At 36.3% G+C, this 21,030-nt stretch carries 18 protein-coding genes and 2 pseudogenes; 3 read left to right on the plus strand and 17 right to left on the minus strand.

The features are described from left to right. Nucleotides 1–316: 316 nt before the first annotated feature. From ACQKMH_RS25825 to ACQKMH_RS25850, 6 genes are all read right to left on the minus strand, one after another. Entirely contained in the window at nt 317–1,645 is a 1,329-nt protein-coding gene (locus ACQKMH_RS25825; RefSeq protein WP_427590190.1) for a 6-phospho-beta-glucosidase, read from the minus strand. 44 nt (nt 1,646–1,689) lie between these two features. Further along, the gene (locus tag ACQKMH_RS25830) at nt 1,690–2,013 is read right to left on the minus strand and encodes a PTS lactose/cellobiose transporter subunit IIA (RefSeq protein ID WP_427590191.1); all 324 of its coding nucleotides are present in this window, start codon (nt 2,011–2,013) and stop codon (nt 1,690–1,692) included. A 38-nt stretch (nt 2,014–2,051) separates the two neighbouring features. Then, complete coding sequence (locus tag ACQKMH_RS25835; protein WP_230162202.1) at nt 2,052–2,360, minus strand: PTS sugar transporter subunit IIB; 309 nt, start codon at nt 2,358–2,360, stop codon at nt 2,052–2,054. 35 nt (nt 2,361–2,395) lie between these two features. Further along, complete coding sequence (locus ACQKMH_RS25840) at nt 2,396–3,109, minus strand: GntR family transcriptional regulator (protein WP_427590192.1); 714 nt, start codon at nt 3,107–3,109, stop codon at nt 2,396–2,398. A 359-nt stretch (nt 3,110–3,468) separates the two neighbouring features. Further along, a complete protein-coding gene (locus ACQKMH_RS25845; RefSeq protein ID WP_427590193.1) occupies nt 3,469–3,750 on the minus strand; it encodes a hypothetical protein in 282 nt (93 codons plus the stop codon). Between the two features lie 17 nt (nt 3,751–3,767). Continuing rightward, a complete protein-coding gene (locus ACQKMH_RS25850) occupies nt 3,768–5,081 on the minus strand; it encodes a PTS sugar transporter subunit IIC (protein ID WP_427590194.1) in 1,314 nt (437 codons plus the stop codon). 425 nt (nt 5,082–5,506) lie between these two features. Here ACQKMH_RS25850 and ACQKMH_RS25855 point away from each other — a divergent pair, with 425 nt between their 5' ends. Beyond that, nucleotides 5,507–5,671, plus strand: a complete 165-nt coding sequence (locus ACQKMH_RS25855; protein ID WP_427590195.1) for a hypothetical protein — start codon at nt 5,507–5,509, stop codon at nt 5,669–5,671. A gap of 209 nt (nt 5,672–5,880) precedes the next feature. On the opposite strand, the pseudogene ACQKMH_RS25860 reads toward ACQKMH_RS25855, so the two are convergent. From ACQKMH_RS25860 to ACQKMH_RS25875, 4 genes and pseudogenes are all read right to left on the minus strand, one after another. Next, nucleotides 5,881–6,006: pseudogene (locus tag ACQKMH_RS25860) on the minus strand (IS110 family transposase); the annotation flags it as partial. Nucleotides 6,007–6,052: 46 nt separating this feature from the next. After that, entirely contained in the window at nt 6,053–7,384 is a 1,332-nt protein-coding gene (locus ACQKMH_RS25865; RefSeq protein WP_427590196.1) for a peptide MFS transporter, read from the minus strand. A gap of 404 nt (nt 7,385–7,788) precedes the next feature. Further along, on the minus strand, nt 7,789–8,424 hold the full coding sequence (locus ACQKMH_RS25870) for a response regulator (protein WP_427590197.1): 636 nt from the start codon (nt 8,422–8,424) through the stop codon (nt 7,789–7,791). Then, the gene (locus tag ACQKMH_RS25875) at nt 8,421–9,761 is read right to left on the minus strand and encodes a sensor histidine kinase (RefSeq protein ID WP_427590198.1); all 1,341 of its coding nucleotides are present in this window, start codon (nt 9,759–9,761) and stop codon (nt 8,421–8,423) included. The genes ACQKMH_RS25870 and ACQKMH_RS25875 overlap by 4 nt, the downstream gene beginning before the upstream one ends. Nucleotides 9,762–9,965: 204 nt before the next feature. Between ACQKMH_RS25875 and ACQKMH_RS25880 the strand changes: the two are divergent. Next, nucleotides 9,966–10,127, plus strand: a pseudogene (locus tag ACQKMH_RS25880) (IS6 family transposase); the annotation flags it as partial. Nucleotides 10,128–12,271: 2,144 nt separating this feature from the next. On the opposite strand, the gene ACQKMH_RS25885 reads toward ACQKMH_RS25880, so the two are convergent. The 7 genes from ACQKMH_RS25885 to ACQKMH_RS25915 all read right to left on the minus strand — a co-directional run bounded on the left by ACQKMH_RS25885 (nt 12,272) and on the right by ACQKMH_RS25915 (nt 19,659). After that, nucleotides 12,272–12,979, minus strand: a complete 708-nt coding sequence (locus ACQKMH_RS25885) for a hypothetical protein (protein WP_427590199.1) — start codon at nt 12,977–12,979, stop codon at nt 12,272–12,274. 761 nt (nt 12,980–13,740) lie between these two features. Further along, nucleotides 13,741–14,379, minus strand: coding sequence for an AAA family ATPase (locus tag ACQKMH_RS25890; RefSeq protein WP_427590200.1), 639 nt, complete (start codon nt 14,377–14,379; stop codon nt 13,741–13,743). 114 nt (nt 14,380–14,493) lie between these two features. Further along, entirely contained in the window at nt 14,494–15,360 is an 867-nt protein-coding gene (locus tag ACQKMH_RS25895; protein WP_148359447.1) for a class II fructose-bisphosphate aldolase, read from the minus strand. 40 nt (nt 15,361–15,400) lie between these two features. Beyond that, the gene (locus ACQKMH_RS25900) at nt 15,401–15,799 is read right to left on the minus strand and encodes a hypothetical protein (RefSeq protein ID WP_427590201.1); all 399 of its coding nucleotides are present in this window, start codon (nt 15,797–15,799) and stop codon (nt 15,401–15,403) included. 30 nt (nt 15,800–15,829) lie between these two features. Next, nucleotides 15,830–17,119 (minus strand): PTS sugar transporter subunit IIC, encoded by a 1,290-nt coding sequence (locus ACQKMH_RS25905; protein WP_141993394.1) that lies wholly within the window; start codon nt 17,117–17,119, stop codon nt 15,830–15,832. A gap of 35 nt (nt 17,120–17,154) precedes the next feature. Continuing rightward, complete coding sequence (locus ACQKMH_RS25910) at nt 17,155–17,463, minus strand: PTS sugar transporter subunit IIB (RefSeq protein ID WP_098373543.1); 309 nt, start codon at nt 17,461–17,463, stop codon at nt 17,155–17,157. A gap of 87 nt (nt 17,464–17,550) precedes the next feature. Then, on the minus strand, nt 17,551–19,659 hold the full coding sequence (locus ACQKMH_RS25915) for a BglG family transcription antiterminator (protein ID WP_427590202.1): 2,109 nt from the start codon (nt 19,657–19,659) through the stop codon (nt 17,551–17,553). A gap of 916 nt (nt 19,660–20,575) precedes the next feature. On the opposite strand from ACQKMH_RS25915, the gene ACQKMH_RS25920 reads away from it, so the two are divergent. Further along, nucleotides 20,576–21,025, plus strand: coding sequence for an EAL domain-containing protein (locus ACQKMH_RS25920; protein ID WP_427590203.1), 450 nt, complete (start codon nt 20,576–20,578; stop codon nt 21,023–21,025). The last annotated feature ends 5 nt before the right edge of the window (nt 21,026–21,030 follow it).

Here is a 21,030-nt window from a genome sequence, read left to right on the forward strand (position 1 = left end):
GTTCAAGACTTTCTTTCTACTCACACTTCAAGAAAATCTATGAATTCACCGCTTCCGTTTTCATCACTAAAGCCGTTCATTAAGTCATTAAGTTCCCATTCAATAGTCTCTAACTCTTGGTTGAACAGAGGTGTTAAAAAAGTCTAACTCCCATTAATCTTCTTCCACCATCTTGAAAAACTTCGGCAAAATCGCTGCAGTTAGACACTCTATCCAGGTTAGTTTTATTATTTATAGGCTGTATGCCTTGGCAATTAAAAAAAGCTGGGTTTGCCCACTATTCATTGTGGGTTACCCAGCTGTCAAATAATAAATGTTATGCAATTGGTTCTTTAGTGAATAATGGCAGGTGTTCTTTATGTGCTTCTAACATTTCATCCAAGATTTGTTTTGCTACAATATCAGATGGTACAAGCGGGTTAATCGTCATTGCAAGTAAAGCCGTTTGGTAATCCCCTGTTGCACCAGCGTCTGCAGCCAGTCTTTCAAAAGATTTAATCTGCTGCACAAGTCCTTGAGCCGCTACTGGCAGGTCTCCCATTGCTATTGGCATTGGGCCGTCCTTTGTAATGACTGCACTTACTTCTACTGCTGATTCATTCGGGATAGAAGAGATTGCACCATTATTGATTGTATTAACGGGCTGAATGTCACATTTATTAGTATACAACGATGCAATCAGACGGCACGCAGCGTCACTATAATATGCTCCTCCTCGTTTTTCCAATTGTGGCGGTTTACTATCCAAATTAGGGTCTTTATATAATTCGAATAAATCAGATTCAAGTTTCTTGACAACTTCTGCCCGGGTACCCTCTGCCTCTGCATCTTTTAGTTCCTGTTCTAGCATTTCACGCGTTTTATAGTAATAGCGATGATATGGACAAGGAATTAAACGCAGCGCTTTAATAAATTCCGGACTCCATTCGATTGACTTAATATTGTTCATTGTCATACTTTCAGATGAAGTCGCAATTAAATCGATAACATGTTCTGTCACATCTTCACCATCCAACAATACCTTCGAGCCATACACCATATGGTTTAATCCCATAAAATCGACATGAACACGAGAAACGTCCGCATTAAGCATCTGCGCAATATCCATTTGCATATGAATCGGAACATTACAAAGTCCAACAACCTTCCTGAATGATGTATGTCGAAGAATGGCCTCCGTAAGAATCCCAGTTGGATTTGTAAAATTAACAAGCCAGGCATCTGGACATAACTCCTCAATGTCCTTAACCACATTAAGGATGACAGGAACAGTTCGAAGGGCTTTAAATAATCCCCCCGGCCCATTGGTTTCTTGTCCTATAACATGATATTTTAACGGTATCCTTTCATCGATTGCACGTGCATCGAGCAAACCAACACGGAATTGAGTTGTAACAAAATCCGCATCCTTTAAGGCACTCCTACGATCAAGTGTTAGGTGGATATCGATTGGAAGGTTCGCTTTTTCCACCATCCGTTTGGCTAAATCACCCACAATTTGCAGTTTCTCTTTTCCTTCTTCAATATCAACCAGCCAAATCTCACTTACCGGCAGTTCTTCATATCTCTTAATAAATCCTTCAATTAATTCTGGTGTATAGCTTGATCCTCCACCAATTGTTACAATTTTCAATCCGTTTTTCATTGCCCGCACCTCCACCTGCAAAAATAAAGACTCTTGGATGTTATTTAGCTATTTTCTATTTTTTTATGTAAAAAGATTATTTCTTCAGTTAATTCTTTCACGGTTATCGTAGTCATTAAATGGTCCTGCGCATGAACAAGTAGGATTGAAAACTCTACACTTGTCCCAAGTGCTTCATTTTGGATCAATGACGTTTGAGAGTGATGAGCTTCATTCAATTCATATTTCGCTTCTGAAACTTTAGTCTCTGCCAGTTCAAATTCGTTATCCCGCGCAAAACGCATTCCTTCCATAAGCAAACTTCTTGCATTTCCGCTGTGCAAAATAAGTTGGAACGCCACTTTTTCCGTAGATAGATTCTGACTCACTATATATTCCCCCTATAAGAAAAGCGCAAGGCGCCAAATTATTGATTGTTCACTAATCCAAGCGCTGTTTCTAAAACGGCTTCCCCATTCATTAATCCATAATGAACCTGATTGATTACATCAACTACAACTGGTTTAGATTCGGCCATCTTTTTCACATCGTTTAACAAATAACGTACTTGAGGCCCTAATAGCAGGACATCAGCATTATCGATATTTTCCCCCGCTTGATCTGCGGAAACAGCCCAGATTTTTGCTTCAATTCCTTTCGCCTCTGCTGCCTTCTCCATTTTTGTAACTAAAAGACTAGTAGACATTCCTGCTGAACAAACTAATAAAATATTCATTTATATTCCTCCTATTTTCATCCAAAAGTTTTAGACTATACTTCGAATTTCACAACATATTTATGCACTTTGGTTTGATAGAATGCTTCTGAGTATTCTACCAGGCGATCATCCTCATCATAAGCGTATCGCATTCGTTTTAATAAATTTTGATCTTTACTAATCGATAGGGACTTACAAATAATTTCATCTGGTAATTCAATATCAAACTCGTCTGTAAATCGTGCAAAAGATATATTTTGTTCATTTAATAAATGATAGAGTGATCCTTTATATGCATCCTTTTCTAAAGGTAGCTTTAACCAATTAGGCAAGTAATGCGAGAAATAGATATAGGGATCGTCATTTAGGAAATAAATCCGTGACACATGGTAACATGTATCTCCAAATTGCTGATAAAGGAAAGTATCAGGCTGATTATGAATAATACTGATATTCGCATATTTTTTCTTTATCCTGTATCCTTTTTCCACCAACAGTTCCGAGAAGTTCTTGCCCTTTGATAATTTAGAAATGATTTTGTTATTAATTACTTTTGTCCCTTTTCCACTTCGTTTTTCAAGATACCCTTCGCCTACAAGATCTTCAATTGCATTGCGGATTGTTATCTTACTTACACTGAATTCTTTTTCTAATTGCTCATGAGTAGGAATATTCATCTCAAGTTGGTATTCACCACTTAATACCCGATCTTTGATTATATTTTTCACTTGTAAATAGATAGGACCCTTTTTTCTTGAAAGATTCAAGATATATCTACCTTTCTAGTTCAATATCATTTGATTGCATCACGCTCTCAGTTCATCCACCTAATGAAGGAGCAACTCCGTAGTTGAATGCCTTACATACTTGCCGCTGCAGCATCAAGACTTATCATCGAAGTTAGATTCCTTGAGAATCCTGCTGGCGAATGCATACCCACCACCTAATCGAACTGTTGTTGAATAGGTAGTGTTTCCTAAATACATTATATATCCAGTTTATTCATGTTTCACAACAGAATTTATGCTGAAGACCTTATTTAGGGAATTCGAATTTGATATTGTTTTATTACTTTCAGTAGAACTACTTTCCTTCATTCGAAAAATACATTTTAAGATAAACAGATTTACTTTCCATTTACTTTTATCAGGGACTGGCGATGATTCTGTGAAGCAAATAAAGCCAATCTAAGCTTATTTGAAATATAAGTTGAACTTGCGATTGTAACGATAATAACAATCGGGGTCATTATTTTGCCTGCCAGCATCACTAAGACCACTGACAAACCAATCACTCCAAATGCCAAAAGAACATCTTTCACTACGGAGCCTTTACTAAATGTTTTCAATCGGCTGCACACAATTTGAGCTACTATAAAGGTTAAACCTGCAATAATTAAAGAAACCACTTAGAATTCACTCCTTCTTACATCGCAGTTTTTTCTTCTAGCTGCTCACTATCACTTGCAGCCTGAAGCTGTTGTTTTTCAAACATTTTAAAGAAAGGATAATAAATAATCAATGAAACAATAAAGTTAAAAATCATGAGAGCTCCGGCAGTTAAACTCCAATTCGTACTCATAACCGCCCCCACTGGTGCAATCATGGTAAATGGAAGCTTGGCCATCATCATTGGCACCAATCCAGAAATGGTTGCAAAATAACTGATTGTGGTAAGCACCATTGGCGTTAAAATAAATGGGATAATTAGAATCGGATTCATAACGATCGGTGTTCCAAATACAATTGGCTCATTGATATTGAAAAGGCTTGGAACAATTGTAAGTTTACCTAACTCCTTTAAAAATTTCGCTCTTGAGACTAAGAATAGAACGGCAAGGGCCAAGGTAGAACCTGATCCACCAAGCTGAACAAACCATTGAAGAAATTGTTCGGTAAATAAATTTGGAAGGTGCTGTGCATTACCTGACTGGGTAAACGCCTCCATATTCTCAAGAATAGCCGAATCCCACATTGGACGGATGATAGGTCCAAGAATTGCCTCTCCATGGATTCCAAATGACCAAAATAGTTGAATGATAAAGACAGTTAGCAATCCTCCTATTAAACTATTCCCAACCAGTAAAGATTTTAATGGTGATACGATAAGAGTGATTACTGTGTTTACATCAAAGTTCAAGCCATAACGGATGCCCCACCAAAGCAGCATGATGACTAAAGTCGGCAGCAATGCTGAAAATGACTTGGCAACTGCAGGAGGAACACTGCTTGGAAGCTTGATTGTAAGGTTTTTCTGCAGCATATAGCGGTATATTTCCACAGAGATAAGTGAAGTGACTATCGCCCCAAAGAGTGCGGTTGAGCTTAAGCTGCCAATTGAAATCCAGCGGCCTGCATCAATCACTCCTTCTACTGGATCAGCAATCTTCACAGGTACAGCCGAAGTAATCATAAATGCCAGTACAGATAACATCCCTGCACTTAATTGGTCCACCTTATAGGATTGCGCCAAATATGCTCCCACTGAAAAAGCTGCATATAATGCCATGATACCTACTGTAAAACGGAAAGGAATATCGAGTGTCTGCCTATAAGGCTCAATAAAATCTTCATATCCTTCGAAAGGCAAATTCAAAAAGATAACAAATAACGATCCAACAATCGTTAATGGCAGTGTTGATATTAAACCATTCCTAATTGCCAACAAATGCCGTTGAGATCCCAATTTGTTAGCAAAAGGTAGAAAATATCTTTCTAAAAAACGCATAACCTTATCCATTCACACACTTCCTTTTCCAAAAATATATTTAGAATTTTCATAAAATAATTGTAACTACAAATGTAAGCGTTGTCAATATAACGTTATAATGTTATATTATTTATTTTTTTGCATGGATAATACAATCTGTATGATTTGGTTTTACATTTTCAAGGGAAACGTTCAGCCTCTAGGAATCCCTATAATCGTAAAAGAAATAAAAAAGGCCCCCCACAGTAAACTGTGGGGGGCCTTCACCTTTAAAAATATTCATATGTTAGATGAGCATTCATTTCTGAATCCTCGCTAAACCCCTATATTTCAAGGGATTGAAGCGATGATTACATCATGCCGCCCATTCATTCAGAAAGTTAATAGAAGAAAACAGGGATAAAAACACTTGGCAGGTTGTAACCATCGGTGCTACATCCATTGCTCATAAAGGGATGCTTCAAGCAGGAAAAGTTTTAGCAGGTACGGCGCTTGAAGTGATGAAAAATCCAAAACTTCTTGAGAAATGTAAACGTGAACTGAAAGAAAAATTTGGCGATGACGTTTATCAGTTTTCCATTCCTAAAGAAGTTGTGCCTGCAAGTAAGCAAGACTTATGATTTTGCTTTAGTTCTGAAATAGGTGGTTTTCCGCCTATTTCAGGACATTTCAGCCTATGCCAAGAATGAAATCTTATTGAATTATCCCCATGATGTTCATCGTAATATCATCCACTCATGAACTTCTTCCTTATTCTCCGGGTTTCATAAATTCAATTAAGCCAGCTAGTGAGCCGTCTTCAAATGAAAGTTGTACACGATTTAAGTGGTTAACAAGCTATCATTCCCACTTTTGAAGGTTTTCCTTCTTTTCGCTTTCGTTCATAATACTCTTTCAGTTTCTTGTTTCGAGAGTTTCTTATTCCACAAAGCACGGCCATATACAAAAAAGCTCGACCTAAAAGGCACATTATGCGCCTTTTGGGTCAGCTGCTTTTCTCATTATTTCATCAGCTTTGCTACCGGCTTCGAAAGAAACAACAATACAATACCTAAACCAATTGTTACAAAACCAATTACACTGAAGATTTCCAGGTAACCTAAAGACTGCGTATATGCAGCTAATTGGCCTGCTACCATATTAGCCACCGCGGAACTCGCCAGCCATACTCCCATTAGAAGAGAGGCAAGCTTGATTGGAGCAATTTTACTTACCATTGATAAACCAACTGGTGAAATCATTAATTCGGCTAATGTATGAAGGAAATACGTTACAATCATGAACAGGATGTTTACTTTCAGCGCTGTATCGTTTCCTGTATACATAACAGCAGGAAGCAGTACTAAGAAACCTAAACCAACAGTGACTAAACCAAGAGCCATCTTCGTTGGAGTTTTTAAGTCACCGCGTTTTGAGCTGCCAAGCTTGTACCATAAAGCAGACATAATTGGCGCTAAAATCACGATGAATAATGGGTTCAATGATTGGAACCAGGCAGTTGGAACCTCAAAACCAAATACATTCCGATCAATTTGGTCATTAGCATACAATGTCAATGAACTTCCTGCCTGCTCGAAAGCGGCCCAGAACGCAATAACGAAGACTGCCAAAATCACGATAGCCGCTGTACGTTTTTGTTCTCTTTTCGTTAACGGTGCAGCTGATTTTTGACCAGCTGTTACATCCGGTTTACCAGTAGGTTCTTTACCGATATCACCTAAATAGCGATTGCCTAATAAGTTGAAAACTAACTGCCCTACAATCATACCAATGGCTGCTGTCAGGAACCCATATTTATAGCTCATAAGTCCAACTACTAATGGTGCGAAGAAAGCCCCAACGTTAATACCCATATAGAAGATGGTGAACGCTCCATCACGACGCGGATCGTTGTCTTCATAAAGATCACCAACAATTGTCGAGATGTTTGGCTTGAAGAAACCATTACCGATAATCAATAAACCAAGACCAATGTAAAGCGCTGTCAAACTCTGACTTGCGAATAGCGAAAAGTTACCAAGCGCCATTAAAATGCCACCAATCGTGATCGCCAATCTTCTGCCTATGAAACGATCAGTTAAGTATCCGCCAATCATTGGCGTAATATAAACGGCACCAGTAAAGAATCCGTATATGCCCATAGCTGTAGATTTGTCGACTCCAAGCCCGCCGTTTACAACAGTTGCTGTTAAGTAAAGAACAAGAATTGCTCTCATTCCGTAATAGCTGAAGCGCTCCCATGCCTCAGTTGCGAACAACATATACAGTCCTGGAGGATGCTTTTTCCTGGACTGGTTTGGCAGCTGAACATCATCTTTTAATAGTGCTTGCATAATAAAGTCCTCCTAAATATGGTTAATCACCAATCGTTACATTCACAAAATAATTGCATCGTCTTATTTTAATAGACAAATTATTGATTCGTTCCACCTACCCCTAATACGATGATGGCCATGCATGCCATCCAACCCATTATCAGTAAGCGTTTACATTTTTAATCTTGACTCTGATACAAAAGGAATCAGATAGCAAAATCTAAATGAGCATTAACTTATAAAGACATTCAATGAAGACATTTAAATTTTTAAAGAATATTTAGTGTTGTAAAATAATTTTATATTATCAGAAAATATAAAAATACAGAAAAAAAAGAAAAAAAGTCCTACTGCATTAGCGGTCTGTGCAGCAACGAAGACCCCCATCATAATAAAAAACTGCCTTGTATTAAGGCAGTTTCTTAGTCAACAATCCATTGATATAAATTTTTCGGTCTTCCTATTTTTTGATAACTCACAATAATTTCCACTTTTCCTTCATCAAGCAAATGCATAATATAGCGATAGACGGTCGGATAAGCCAAACCAACTTCTTTAGAAATTGTATCAACAGAAAAAGGTTCACGATTAGAATGAAGAAAATCACTAACGTGACAAAGTGTTCTCTTACTAATTCCCTTTGTTACAAATGCATCCTTTTCTTCACTGGATTTTTGCTGCGGAGCTGATTGAGTTAATTTTGCAAGGCGAGCATGCAGTTGAATTCTTGAAATCAAATCAGGCGCTTTTACAGGCTTTAATGCAAAATCCGTTGCGCCTGCTTCAAGAAAGCGATCAGCAATTTCCTGTCGTTCATCGACTGTTAATACAAGAATCGGAACATCAGCATTATGTTTACGAAGCTCACCCACTGTTTTTATTCCGTCCATTTCCGGCATATGATAATCAACTAAAACAACATCTGCTCCTTTTTCTGCAAACACATTCAACCCTTCTTTTCCGTTGTTAGCCGTATCTACATTCCAGCCGGCAAATTCACAAATTTCACTTAGCATATATTGAATTGATGCATCATCATCAATGACTAAAATGTTCACCTTGACACACTCCTCTCAGCTAGTTTCATCCAAATTATTGTCCCGTGCCCAAGCTTGCTGTCAATTTCTAAAGATGCACCATGTCCTTCAGCAACTTGTCGTACGAAAGCTAATCCCATTCCTGGATGCGATTTTGTACTGAACCCAGCTTTCCATATTTTCAGCTGCTCTTTAGGTGGAATCCCTTTCCCATTATCTGATACGCCCAACCAAAGTTCATTTTCATATGTTTTTACCTTAAGCAAAATCTTGCCTTCTTCTATTCCATTCACTGCATCGTAAGCATTGTCAATTAAATTCACTAATGCCCTTGTCATTCGGATTTTATTAATGAAAATTTTAATTTCAGGATTTGTTTGAAAGTCTACCATCAGATTAATATTTGTCCCGCTCAGTCTGCTTGCTTCGACGTATTCAACTAAATCTTTTATACGGCACCAATGTTTTTTATCATTATATAAAATCTCGGAAATCATGTCGCTAACGGAATGAATCGATGATGAAATCCTTTGACAATATTCTTTAATTTTAGAATCGTCCACTTTCAAACTAATTAAGGAATTTAGCCCCTCAATTGCTGTGAGAGGTGTTTTTAAATCATGGACCAGATATAGTGCTTCTCGTCCTGATCTTGACTGCATTGCTTCTAACTGCGCATAATGAAGCTCTTGCTTTATCCGCCACTTTTGTTCAGCTAAAGAAAAATACACAGCTAAAATAACAGCATTAATAACAAAAATTAAACACAAAGTTAAACTGTACAATGTTAAAGATTGCTCAAATCCAATTTGAACCGCTATATCTTTTAATTCCTTTGAAAGCGACCCTTGGCCAAATCCATATTTGGTTAAAGAAGGAATCTCATTCAGCCATTCAATCCCAAAGATTAATTGAGAACAAATAATTGTTTTAATAATTGGCTTTAGCCTATCCTTTTCAAAGGCTTGCAATAATAAGATGGCTAACAACAATAACAACGCATAGGCGCTAAATGAGTATGTTAAAGAATAATAAGCATTTATCACGATATAGTCGAGAGGAATAACAATAAGAGGAATGATGATTTTTACCCATGGACGGTTTAATCGATCACCGATTTCGTCTCCCAACAGCAGTGCACCAATATAATGAAACAAAGCTAAAACTGTATTTAAAGACACTAACAAAAAAACGGCAAGCATTAACTTATTTCCCGTTTCTTCATCTTCTCTTAATGAAACAAGCAAATCAGTAAGGCCAATTTCGTCAGGACCCAACCACGATAATAAGAATACTCCGAATAACATTACTCCAATTTTCATCCATATTGTCCAAGACTTCATAAGACTAGCTATCATAATCATTTCACCTTTAATAGATTATTTGCTTATAGAATAGAATGATAAACATTCTTTCATTTCGTATTTATTTAAATTATGTATACCCTTTCATAATCCCATTATACGCAATTCATCGTAATTATGAAAATTACAAAAAATGGGTTCTCGTGTGAAATTTGAACATCTTGCAAGTAATCTCTTTAGAAGCATTATGTACCAGAAATTATTATTCTCACAGTTAGGTGGTTCCTACGGTACAACTTGAGTTTTCGTGATTTTATGGAAATTATGGATGAACGAGGCTTGTCCATAGCTCACACAACCATTATGCGTTGGGTCCATCAATATGTTCCTGAGTTAGATAAGGGAGTCCGTTCTATGCTAGGATTAAAAACATTTCGAACAGCCCAACAGATCATCTGTGCAGTGGAGATAATCGGTTGGGCTGAAAAAAGGATAACCTTCAACAAGGGGTGAAGTCTGTCCAAAGAGAGATTGAATTCATAGATGAAAAGGATATTGATGGCTCTTTTTTAAACAAGTCATTAGCGAAGAAACATTTTTTTCCATTTACACAGCCGTTATCTTGCAGTTTTAATAAAAAAACAGCTCAATTGGTCATAATTTTCACCAATGTATTAACTTCATTAATATTAAACTCTTCGTTATGCTCGATAAAGAAGCTCTCTTTTGCAACTTCTAAATAAGTTAAAAAAGCGTAATCATATACGTTATTTACATGCGTAAAAAATCAAGCAATCAAAAATATATCTTTGCAACTTTATCTGAAAATCCTGCAATAATTACTGCATAGATATCATTTTTACAATAAGTGTGCCTGGCTAAGAATTTAGTCATATTTACTCTTTTCGATGTACTTGTTTTACTACTTCTTTTAGAAGCTTCTAATTTTGTCGATATCTACTCAGAATTTGTAGATATTTCTCGGGAAATTGTTGAAATTTGAAAATAGTGATTCCGAATAGTTGGAACAAAGGAATTTCTACTTTTGATTTGATTGCCTTAGGTTTAAATAGTTATTAACGCAAATTAACACATGAATATCGTAAAGGAGACTAAAAAAAAGTAATGAAACCTTTTTCTTATTGAAGTAATGTTTCGTAATGGGTTTTTTGTTGTTCAGTTTTAAGATGTGACATATCGTTTGTCAGTTAGATGTTCATTTCACGCGTAGCTGCGAGTTCATTGGTTAAAAAATCAAGCTCTCTATTAATTGAATGAGAACATGGGTTAAATATATTGTCATATGTATCGTGTATCGCTATCTCTGTTTCATTGGTTCCTTCTAATCTTTCTTTTTCTTGATACAAGGGTCTCTAGCTCTATCGTTTAGAGGGTTGCTCGTATCGCGTAGCGCTTTAAGCTTTTCGATGTCGGATTGAACGAAGGTGTGTCCATTTCCACATTTTAACAATAACTATCCATTTAGCTCTAAGTTTTAAACATACTTTCGAACATTGATTTTGCATCTCCACTTCTTTGCCACTTCCTTGGAAGAGGATGCTCATTCATTCGTATGTATATCCTGTCGCATATCGGACCTCCCTTTCTATTAAAGATGAAGGTTCCGTGGATTTATTTTCATGTTATATCGCCCAGCGATACGATACACAAAAAAGAACCGATAAGCCCCTTTCTTGAGGAACACTATCATAGATCTTGCTGGAGCTGGGAAACCGTTGTTTTAAGCTGAGACATATCGTTTGTCAGTGGATGTTCATTTCACGCGTAGCTGCGAGTTCATTGGTTAAAACAATTAATATCTCTTTTATTCGTTTGAAATTATAGGTTAAATTGTCATATGTATCAGGTATCGCTATCTCTGTTTCAATAGATTCATCTAATCTATCTTTTTGTAGATACACTTGGTCTTTAGCTGTACGCTCTAGGGACTTGTCCGTATCGCGTAACGCGCTTCGATGTCAGATTGAATAAAGATAGGCAACTACCATCTTAAAAACTCATATCCGTTTCGTTCTAAGTCTTGACCATACTTTTGAACAGTGGGTGTTGCATCCCCAATTCCTTAGAAAAGAATACTCGTTCATTCGGATGTATATCATGTTTGCATATCGAACTCCACTTTTCTATTAAACCTAAAGGTTTCGAATTTATTTGCAAGTTATATCGCCCAGCGATACACCCCTGTCTGGAGCAACTCTAGTAAGGATGACTCTTGTTTTAGATGCATAACGTTTCAACAAATCTCCAATGAATTTCAATTGAGCCTTAGTTTGCCTTTGGTAGAACGTCCGATACATTGGTATCGCCGATCTCTCACACAACAGGTACCAAATCCTGTAAAATCGAAATATTCTTTCTTAATTCTGTGTTTCAACTACGGGAATCATATATGGCACTATGATTTTTTAAAAGTTTTGTTGATTCGCATCTCAATGCTTTTATCCATCATTATTTATTAAAAAATATATATCAAATGTTTCTACATCAATAATTTGCTTCAACAAATCAATACACAGCTAGGCAAAAAAACCTTAACAGTCACCTTATTTTCTGAATATGGAGAAAAGCCCCCGCCATTTTTCGGAACGTTTTTGTATAGCCTCTTCTAAACGTTTATTAAATTCATTTTGTGAATTCCATTCTTTTTTCTGTTCGTCCCGCATATTTTGTATTTCTTTTTGTAAGAGTTCACTTTTTTGTTTTTCTTGTTCCAGCAATGTTTCGTAATGGGTATTTTGTTGTTCAGTTAATTGTTCAATTTTAGCATTAGTTCTTTGCGCTGAATTTCCAATACTAGAACTTATAACATGATGATCTTGCTGGAGCCGGGAAACCTTTGTTTTAAGCTGTGACATATCGTTTGTCAGTTGGACATTCATTTCACGTGTGGCTGCGAGTTCATTGACTAAAAACATTAAGACCTCGTTTAATTGATTGGGGTCGTGAGGTAAATTTTTATATGTATCGGGTACCGCTATCTGTGTTTCATTGGATCCTTCTAATCTTTCTTTTTGTTGATATACAAGGTCTTTAGCTGTATCGTCTAGGGGCTTGTCCGTATCGCGTAGCGCTATAAGCGCTACAATGTCAGATTGAACAAAGATACGTCGATCTCCATCTTTCAAAAACTCATATCCATTCCGCTCTAAGATTTGACCATACTTTCGAACAGTGGGAGTTGCAATCCCCACTTCTTCTGCCACTTCCTTGGAAGAGAAAGCTTGTTCATTCAGTTGTATATCACGTCGCATATCGGACCTCTTTTCTATAACTAGTTGTATCTGTAGTCTACCTGTCCTTAAATTTTCTGTCTAGATAAGTATAGCCTATCCAGAAGTTATTAGGGATACCGATAAGATTTCCTTTTCCTTTCTTCTGTTTCCATATAGGATTAGATCATCTATTCGCTTACCTTCCTTCTCTTGCATAGCCTCTATCTATCCTTATCCGTTGTGGGTGTTACATCTGGTTGGGCCTGGCTCCCGGTCCCGTGCCTTTAGAAAACTGGCCAGCCTTATCCTCAAGATTTACCACCTAGTTCCGTGCCACCAATTGGTACCTTATTTCCCTAAGTCTAAATCAGGGTTCTCTGGAAACTCCTCTGTAATTTAATTAAAAACTGACTACCTCAAAGCGATAGTCAGTTTTGTCACCACTTATAAATTAGTGTCAGCCAGAATCTTATAGTACATGTGCTTATTATCACGACTAGTATACTCGTGATCATCGTTGGACTTTAGCGTGATATTTCAGAGCGTAATGAACAATTTGTTCCAAGTCCTCTTAGGGTACACCTTTTATTTTTTGAGAAAGTTTCTTTCTCAATGTTTCTGCTGCACTACCAAAGTTATAAGTTTTCATAGTGAGGAACTTCAATAATTCTCTTACTTTGTCACGACATTCTCTACAGTAAAATCGTATTCCTTCAAGCCCTTAGATTCTGCACCAAGGGTTATATGCTTAAAGAGATGAATAATATAATGTAAGTAAAAAAGCCTCTAAGTTTTGGATTTCACAATTCTTTGCTAGTTTCAGAAATGTGCCTTTTAATGTATCCCCGTTCTATATCTTCCAACAACCTGGAATAATTCACTTTTGTATAATCTGATACATCGACTTCATATAATTTCCCTAATTCAAACGTGTCATATCCTCTTGTTGTACATCTATTTATAAATTCCTCATAGATCAATAAATTATCTGCATTACTTCTATTAGCTAAATGATCCCCTTTTTTATAGGAAGTCACGATATGACTTAAATGCCTTGTCGGATCCAAATCTCGCTTTTTTTGCCGTTCAAACAAAATATCTAAATCTGCAATTAACCGAATAGTAACGATCTCATAACCATATCTATCTACTAATTGCTGAATATGAGGCTTTTGTTTCTGACTAAAAGGATAATCAGACATAATATTGTCGCCTACTTGCATTTGCATTTCCATTATTTCATAGTACTTCGCCCATGCTATCTTTTCTATCTTCTGTTTTTCTTCTAAATTACAATAACCATATATATCACAATAATATTCTTTCAAGTCATCCTGAGAAAGATTATAAAATGACCCTAATTTACTATTGATGATATTACTCAAGTAGGTTTTCCCTGTTCCTGGTAAACCTGCTAATAAGATTAAGGCTTTATCCATCTTACCACCTCATAATCTAACGAATAAAGAAAGAGTACTAGGAATACCCCGTACTCTCTTAATTATCCATCTTCTCCAACTCTTATAAAAATGCCAAATGAACTTTTTTTTTTACTATTTTACTTGAAGCGTACTGTCTTCTTTATTCATGAAGATTCCAATTTTATGTTTGACAATTTCTTTTACTGCCTTATTACATGGAATAATATTATGTCGTAATGATTTAGTTACTTTTGTTTCTCCGAATGTTTCTTTCGCTGTTTTCGTCCATGCTACTAACAACTCAGTACCAACATTAAATTTACGAATCCCATTATTTATTAATTCATGAATATCCATTTCATTAACACCTGTACCTCCATGAATAACTAAAGGTACATCTACTACAGCATTGATTTCTTTTAATAGCGGTAGATTTACTTCTGTTTTAGATTTATATTGACCATGATTAGTACCGATTGCAATGGCCAAAGCATCAACCCCTGTTGCTTTAACAAACTCTTCTGCATCTTTTGGGTCAGTATAAACCTTATCATCCTCATCTACATGAATCCCTTCTTCAGTACCACCAATTGTCCCTAGTTCGCCCTCTACCGAAACACCATATTTGTGTGCATATTCTACTACTGCTCTTGTTTTCATAATGTTCTCTTTGAATGGTAAATGAGAACCATCAAACATCACTGATGTATATCCTTTATTGATTGCCTCTTTAATATCATCAAAATCCCTTGCATGGTCTAAATGCAATACCACATCTACCATTTCATTTGTGGCCATAGTTTTACATACAGCAACAAAATTTTCATGACCAATGTATTTCGCAGTATCTATACTTGTTTGGATAATAATTGGTGCTCCTTGCTCTTTTGCTGCACGTATCATATCAGGTAACATCTCTAAATTATGTGCATTAAATGAACCAACTGTATAATTCAATTCTTCAGCCCTAAGTGTTACTTCCTTTAGTGTTATATACATAATCAATTACTCTCCCTTTATACTTCTTTTATTTTCTTCCTTATCGAACACCACGTGTAACCTCTTTAGAAACTTGCATCATTTGATCCATTTTCTTTAGATATAACTGTAATAATTCTTCATCATTCACTTTTGCTGCTTCTGCACGCTTCTTGTTATAAAGTTTTAATAAAGTTTTGTAACCTTCGCCTAATGACTTTTTTGCCTGAATACTTTTTTCTAACGAATCAATAGCATTATTTTCTTCACCAAGTTCATTAAATGCTAGGCCCATCTCCTCATGAATTTTTGCTTGTTCTTCTCCAACTGTTTGATTTACTTCTTCTTTTTTAGTGGAGATAATACGTACTAACTCTTCTTTTCGTTCTACTGTTAACACTACCTTTTCGGTTGTTTCTTTTTTCGGTTCTTTAGGTTTTTTCTTACCAAATCCAAACATTACTTGAACCTCCTTTTCTCTTTCAACATCCTAAAAAGCTTTTAAAAGTGGACCAATGAGCCATGCATATAGTAAAGCAGCTGTTACTGTATCAACATCTGTAGCTGTTGCATTGACAAATCCCATAGAATTGAAAGTCGTTACTAACAGTGCTGGTAATAATGTAATGAAGAAACCATGTACAATACCACCAATAATTGCACCGCGAATACCACCTGTTAAGTTACCGAAGATACCGGCAGTCCCACCCGCGAAGAAGGCTGTCAGAATACCTGGTAAGATCATTGCCAACCCAAAGACTGGTAATACAAACATTGCAATAATTGAACCTATAGTAGTTGTGATAAACCCTACAATGACTGCATTAGGGCTAAATGGAAATAGGACTGGACAATCTAATGCAGGCTTTGCATTTGGAACCAACCGCATGGCAATCCCTCTAAACGCCGGAACAATTTCACCTAGTAATAAGCGAACACCTGCTAGTAATACATACACTCCAACTACGAATTGGATAGATTGTAAGAAAGCAAACATCAAGTAGTTTGTATTTTCTGATATTTTAGAGGCGAACTCATCACCTGCGAATGCTGCTGTAATAATATAAAGAGGAGTCATTACCACCATCAAAGATAGATAGGTATCTTGTAAGAATTCAAATTGAGCTGGTAATTTCAAATCTTCAACAGATTTTTTCTTTTCGCCTTTTCCCCCAACTAGTTTTGCTACACCTGCTTCAAACACATACCCAACCGTACAAAAGTGTCCTAATGCAATATCATCCATACCAGTAATCTTCCGAACAAACGGTTGTGCAATCGCAGGCATTGCTACCGCAAAGACGCCCCCAATGAAACCGCCTACTAAAATCAATGCAACACCACGTAAACCTGCAAAGTAACCAAATACTGTTGTCATAGTAGCCATCCAAAGAATTGCCTGACCAGTTAAAAAGATGTATTTCCATTTAGTAAACCGGGCAATTAAAATATTAAAAACAAAGATAGCTAAGAAAGTTAGTGCGATATCACGACCCAAGCCTAACTCATTCATTGCTTGGCCATTAATGGCTTCAATTGAAGGAATAATCCCTTGCATATGGAAACCTTCTGTAAAAATTTTACCGAAATATATTAAACTACCAACTATAATGCTAGATCCGGCTGACAATACCATAAATCCTAACATCGTCTTTAACGAACCAGAAATAACTTGCCCTGTTGATTTCTTTTGCAAAATTAACCCCAACATAGCAATCAACGCGATTGTGACTGATGCCTGTGTCAAAATATTCTCTATAATAAAGTTGACTACACCCATTTTCTCCCCCCATCTCTAGCTATCTCTATTTATTTTTAAGCTAAAACGCCTTTTTCCCTTAATACCGGGGTGATTTTTTCTTCAATCTCTAGTTTAGATACAATATTTCTCAAATAAACAATTGTCGTTTGTTTTGGATCAACTGAAAATTTCTCAAATTGGGATTTGAAATTCTGTGCCGTAATAATAATATCGGGTTTTACTGAAACAGCAGACGAGATATCACTATGATCTAGCTTGGCATTAATACCCAACTTGCTTAATACATCCTCTGCCGCCATTTGACAAGCAAAACTGCTTCCTAAACCTGCTCCACATACAAATAAGATATTTACTTTTTTCATGTCACTCTCTCCTCTTTCGTTTTTTGTTTTATATAATTCATCTTCTCCTACTTGCTTCTACACCAATTGTAATAACCACAGCTTTCCTCATTCCATTACTTCACTTCCATATAACACCTGATTAAACATGGTTACATCTTGTGCTGTAATTAACTGGTCTAATTTCTCTTCATCATTAATTAACTCAATCAGATTTTTCATCACATTTAGATGCGAATAAGAATCCACTGCAGCTAGACAAAAAACAATTTTCACCGGATCATTATCAGGATTTCCGAAATTCACCGGTTCCTTTAACGTCATGACACTAATACCTAATTTATTTACTCCATCTTCTGGCCTTGCGTGTGCTAACGCTAAATGCTTCCCTACTACTATATAAGGCCCATACTCTTCAACAGATTTAATCATGGCGTTTATATATTGCTCTTCAATGACTTCTTCTGTTAACAATATCTGGGCAGATTTCGTAATCGCTTCTTTCCAGTCTTTACATTCTTGCTTTAGTAGAATGTTGGAATCCCTCAAAATATCCTGCAACATCGGCTGTATCTCCCTTGTATTAATTTTTAAATGATGTTCTTTAAAAGTCTCTTCTACTTTCTGATAGCTTTCCTGTGTTACCGTACCGCCGCTTTCTACAATTAACATAAGAATATCCTGCATTAGCATTGTGGCATCTAACTTATTGGAAACGATCCTTCTCTTATTCTTATTTTTGAGTAAAAAATCTTTAATTTCCTTCTTATCACTTTCTCTTAATATTGGATTAAGCAATAATACGGGTTTTCTTGGATAATCAATTGAAATGGTCGTAAAAACTAAATCAACATCAAGCTTGTCAATAAAGGTTAATTCAAACGAACTCAATACTGCTACAATCTCGATATTGAATTGCTCTTTCAAATTCGCAGCCAATAGCTTTCCAGTTGAAATCCCATGATTACAAAGCACAACAGCCTGATAAACATATTGTTCTTTCTGTTTTATTTGGCTGGCAGAAGTTGAAAAATAAACGGTCAAAAACCCGATTTCATCTTCAGATAATGGTTTTTTTATATAGTCCTCTATTTGCTTACTAAAGCATGTGACTGCCTGATAAATCTCGGCAAAGGACTCCTTAATAGTTTCTTTCAACGGATTAAATACCTGTAAATCGTTCTTCGCCCTGCTTAATAACCCTGTGATATGCTTATATAAACCTTCATACAAATCTTCTTCTCTCTGAGAAAAGGGGATTCTGGTTACTTTTTCTACATGCTCAATTAATTGAATAGCTAATAATTGTGCGGTAACCCAATCGAATGAATTATTCATATCTTTTGGATTAAAAGATTCGATTGTAAAGGTAGTATATTTTATTTCATTTAATGATGGATATAAACCAAACTCCATACAGATGAAATCCACAAAATTTCTGACAGGATCTTCTTTTATCTCGGCTCTAACTTTGGCTAATTCCCTAAGGTTATTTCCCTCTTGCAACCGCCTTACCCATATTCCTAAAAATAGAATGCTTTGATTTCGATATACATGATTTATCTCTACTCTAGACTTTTCAAAGACTTCGTCATAATGTTCTCCAATGACCCTCAATGCACTTGTATCCAAATAATCAAGGACAAATTGATCTGCAAAGGTATTCACAGTATCTCTATCTCGGTACCCCAATAGGGTGGAAATATCTGTAACACTATTAATTACGTCGTACAACATAGTGCGTATTGATCGTTCATCTCCTTTTAATACAATCCCTTGCTTCGTTAAACTCACTACAGAAATACCATATTCCTTTAAAAACTGGCGAAGTCTTCTCATATCCTCATCCAATGTACTTTTCGATACCTGCAGTTTTTCTTCCATTTCAAAAAGCATTGTCCTTTTTGTGGTATCGGCAATATCTAAAAGTAAGGCAAGAAAACGTTCATTGGGCCTATAATAATCCGTTTCCCTATCATCACCAATTTTCAATTGGAGCTTTCCGCGGTCCACATCAGACAGGTCTAACTTCAACCCCTTTCCTCTTATCGTCGTAATGGATGGATAATTATTTTCAGACAGATATTTATTAATCAGAACCAATTCGTTTCGAAAAGTACGCTCACTAATATTGAACTCTTTACTTAAATCCTCACAAGTCAAAAAGGTATTTACTTTCAAAAATCTGGTAAGTACTCGTTGAGACCGTTCTTTCATGATAGTAACCCCTTTCATAATTTGATTATAAATGGACATATTCAAATAGTTTAGTACATCTTATTGCAACTTCAATCTGCAAAAATGTAAGCGTTAACAACTTTATAAATCTACAAATCAAACATCCAACGAAATAAGGAAAAACCACCTTTGGATGTTCCTTCACTAAGTTAAAAACATTTTTAATCCAACTTTCAACAGTTCCTTTTACTTGAAAAAACTCTAGTAGTTGTTATCCCCCCATCGCCCAGAACTATATGTATGTCTTTCGTTGAAATTGGATGTATGAAGTTTACCTTTACATCCCCTAAGCGATTTACCATTTTGATGGGCGATCAGATCATGAAGTTATTAAAAAGGCCTCTACTACAGCAAAATAAAATGAAACCTTTGTCTTCACTTCACCAGAGGGATATACATTGGTGCAAAAACTGCCTGCAATACGATTACAACGTATTCTTAAAAAATTACCGCATAACAACAAGAAAATTACGTTGCATCCATTCAGGCATACGCATACATCATTACAGCTCAAGCAGGTACAGGAATTAAAAAAAGCCAACAATAACTAGGACATACCGAATTCAAATATTAAGAAAAGGCCTCCCACAGTAAACTGTGGGAGGCCTTCAAATTTAAAGATATTCACATGTTCAGTCAGCATTCATTCTGAATCCTCGTTAAACCCCTGTATTTAGGGATTTAAGCGATGATCACATCATGCCGCCCATCTAAGTGGTGGTTTTTTACTCTTATATGGGTTGGCAAAACCTCTGTATCAACTTGGGTTTTAAGAATGGAGATTGTATACGTTGGAATGAAAAATAAAAATTAGGTTAGCAAAAAAGTTAGCAACCCTGGATGGTGAATTTTTAAATCATTCAATCCCATATTAATTTCAGAAGGAGAGATTATCATGAAAATGAAAAAACCCTTAAATCCTATTCAAACTGCGTTATTAATTGGGGCTGAAGCATTAATTCGATGGAATCATCCTGAGAGAGGAATGATTGCCCCAGCTGATTTTATCCCCAAAGCAGAAGAAACCAGTTTGATTATCCCGATAGGTGAGTGGGCATTACGTACGGCCTGTAAGCAAAATAAGAAGTGGCAGGACGATGGCTTTCCGCCAATAACTGGAGCGGTCAACCTATCAGCAAAACAATTTTTTCAATCGAGGCTGCCTGAAGTGGTTCGAAAAGTATTAAATGAAACGGGACTTGAACCCAAATATTTAGAGATTGAGATTACTGAAAGTATGACTTTGGATGTTGAATCCGCTATTTCAACACTGATTGAGCTTGAAAAAATTGGTGTTATGATTAGTATCGATGATTTTGGAACGGGATATAGTTCGCTTAATTAGCTTAA

Origin of the sequence: Peribacillus sp. NPDC097895, assembly GCF_050277555.1 — a bacterium.
Classification (GTDB): Bacteria; Bacillota; Bacilli; order Bacillales; family DSM-1321; genus Peribacillus.

What these genes read in the sequence shown, in the direction of transcription:
- ACQKMH_RS25885 (WP_427590199.1), bottom strand. Translation starts at nt 12,979, where the DNA reads ATGCGACGTGATATACAACTGAATGAACAAGCTTTCTCTTCCAAGGAA.
- ACQKMH_RS25850 (WP_427590194.1), bottom strand. Translation starts at nt 5,081, where the DNA reads ATGGATAAGGTTATGCGTTTTTTAGAAAGATATTTTCTACCTTTTGCT.
- ACQKMH_RS25865 (WP_427590196.1), bottom strand. Translation starts at nt 7,384, where the DNA reads ATGCAAGCACTATTAAAAGATGATGTTCAGCTGCCAAACCAGTCCAGG.
- ACQKMH_RS25895 (WP_148359447.1), bottom strand. Translation starts at nt 15,360, where the DNA reads ATGTATATAACACTAAAGGAAGTAACACTTAGGGCTGAAGAATTGAAT.
- ACQKMH_RS25915 (WP_427590202.1), bottom strand. Translation starts at nt 19,659, where the DNA reads ATGAAAGAACGGTCTCAACGAGTACTTACCAGATTTTTGAAAGTAAAT.
- ACQKMH_RS25920 (WP_427590203.1), top strand. Translation starts at nt 20,576, where the DNA reads ATGAAAATGAAAAAACCCTTAAATCCTATTCAAACTGCGTTATTAATT.
- ACQKMH_RS25825 (WP_427590190.1), bottom strand. Translation starts at nt 1,645, where the DNA reads ATGAAAAACGGATTGAAAATTGTAACAATTGGTGGAGGATCAAGCTAT.
- ACQKMH_RS25910 (WP_098373543.1), bottom strand. Translation starts at nt 17,463, where the DNA reads ATGAAAAAAGTAAATATCTTATTTGTATGTGGAGCAGGTTTAGGAAGC.
- ACQKMH_RS25900 (WP_427590201.1), bottom strand. Translation starts at nt 15,799, where the DNA reads ATGTTTGGATTTGGTAAGAAAAAACCTAAAGAACCGAAAAAAGAAACA.
- ACQKMH_RS25835 (WP_230162202.1), bottom strand. Translation starts at nt 2,360, where the DNA reads ATGAATATTTTATTAGTTTGTTCAGCAGGAATGTCTACTAGTCTTTTA.
- ACQKMH_RS25875 (WP_427590198.1), bottom strand. Translation starts at nt 9,761, where the DNA reads ATGATAGCTAGTCTTATGAAGTCTTGGACAATATGGATGAAAATTGGA.
- ACQKMH_RS25855 (WP_427590195.1), top strand. Translation starts at nt 5,507, where the DNA reads ATGCTTCAAGCAGGAAAAGTTTTAGCAGGTACGGCGCTTGAAGTGATG.
- ACQKMH_RS25905 (WP_141993394.1), bottom strand. Translation starts at nt 17,119, where the DNA reads ATGGGTGTAGTCAACTTTATTATAGAGAATATTTTGACACAGGCATCA.
- ACQKMH_RS25890 (WP_427590200.1), bottom strand. Translation starts at nt 14,379, where the DNA reads ATGGATAAAGCCTTAATCTTATTAGCAGGTTTACCAGGAACAGGGAAA.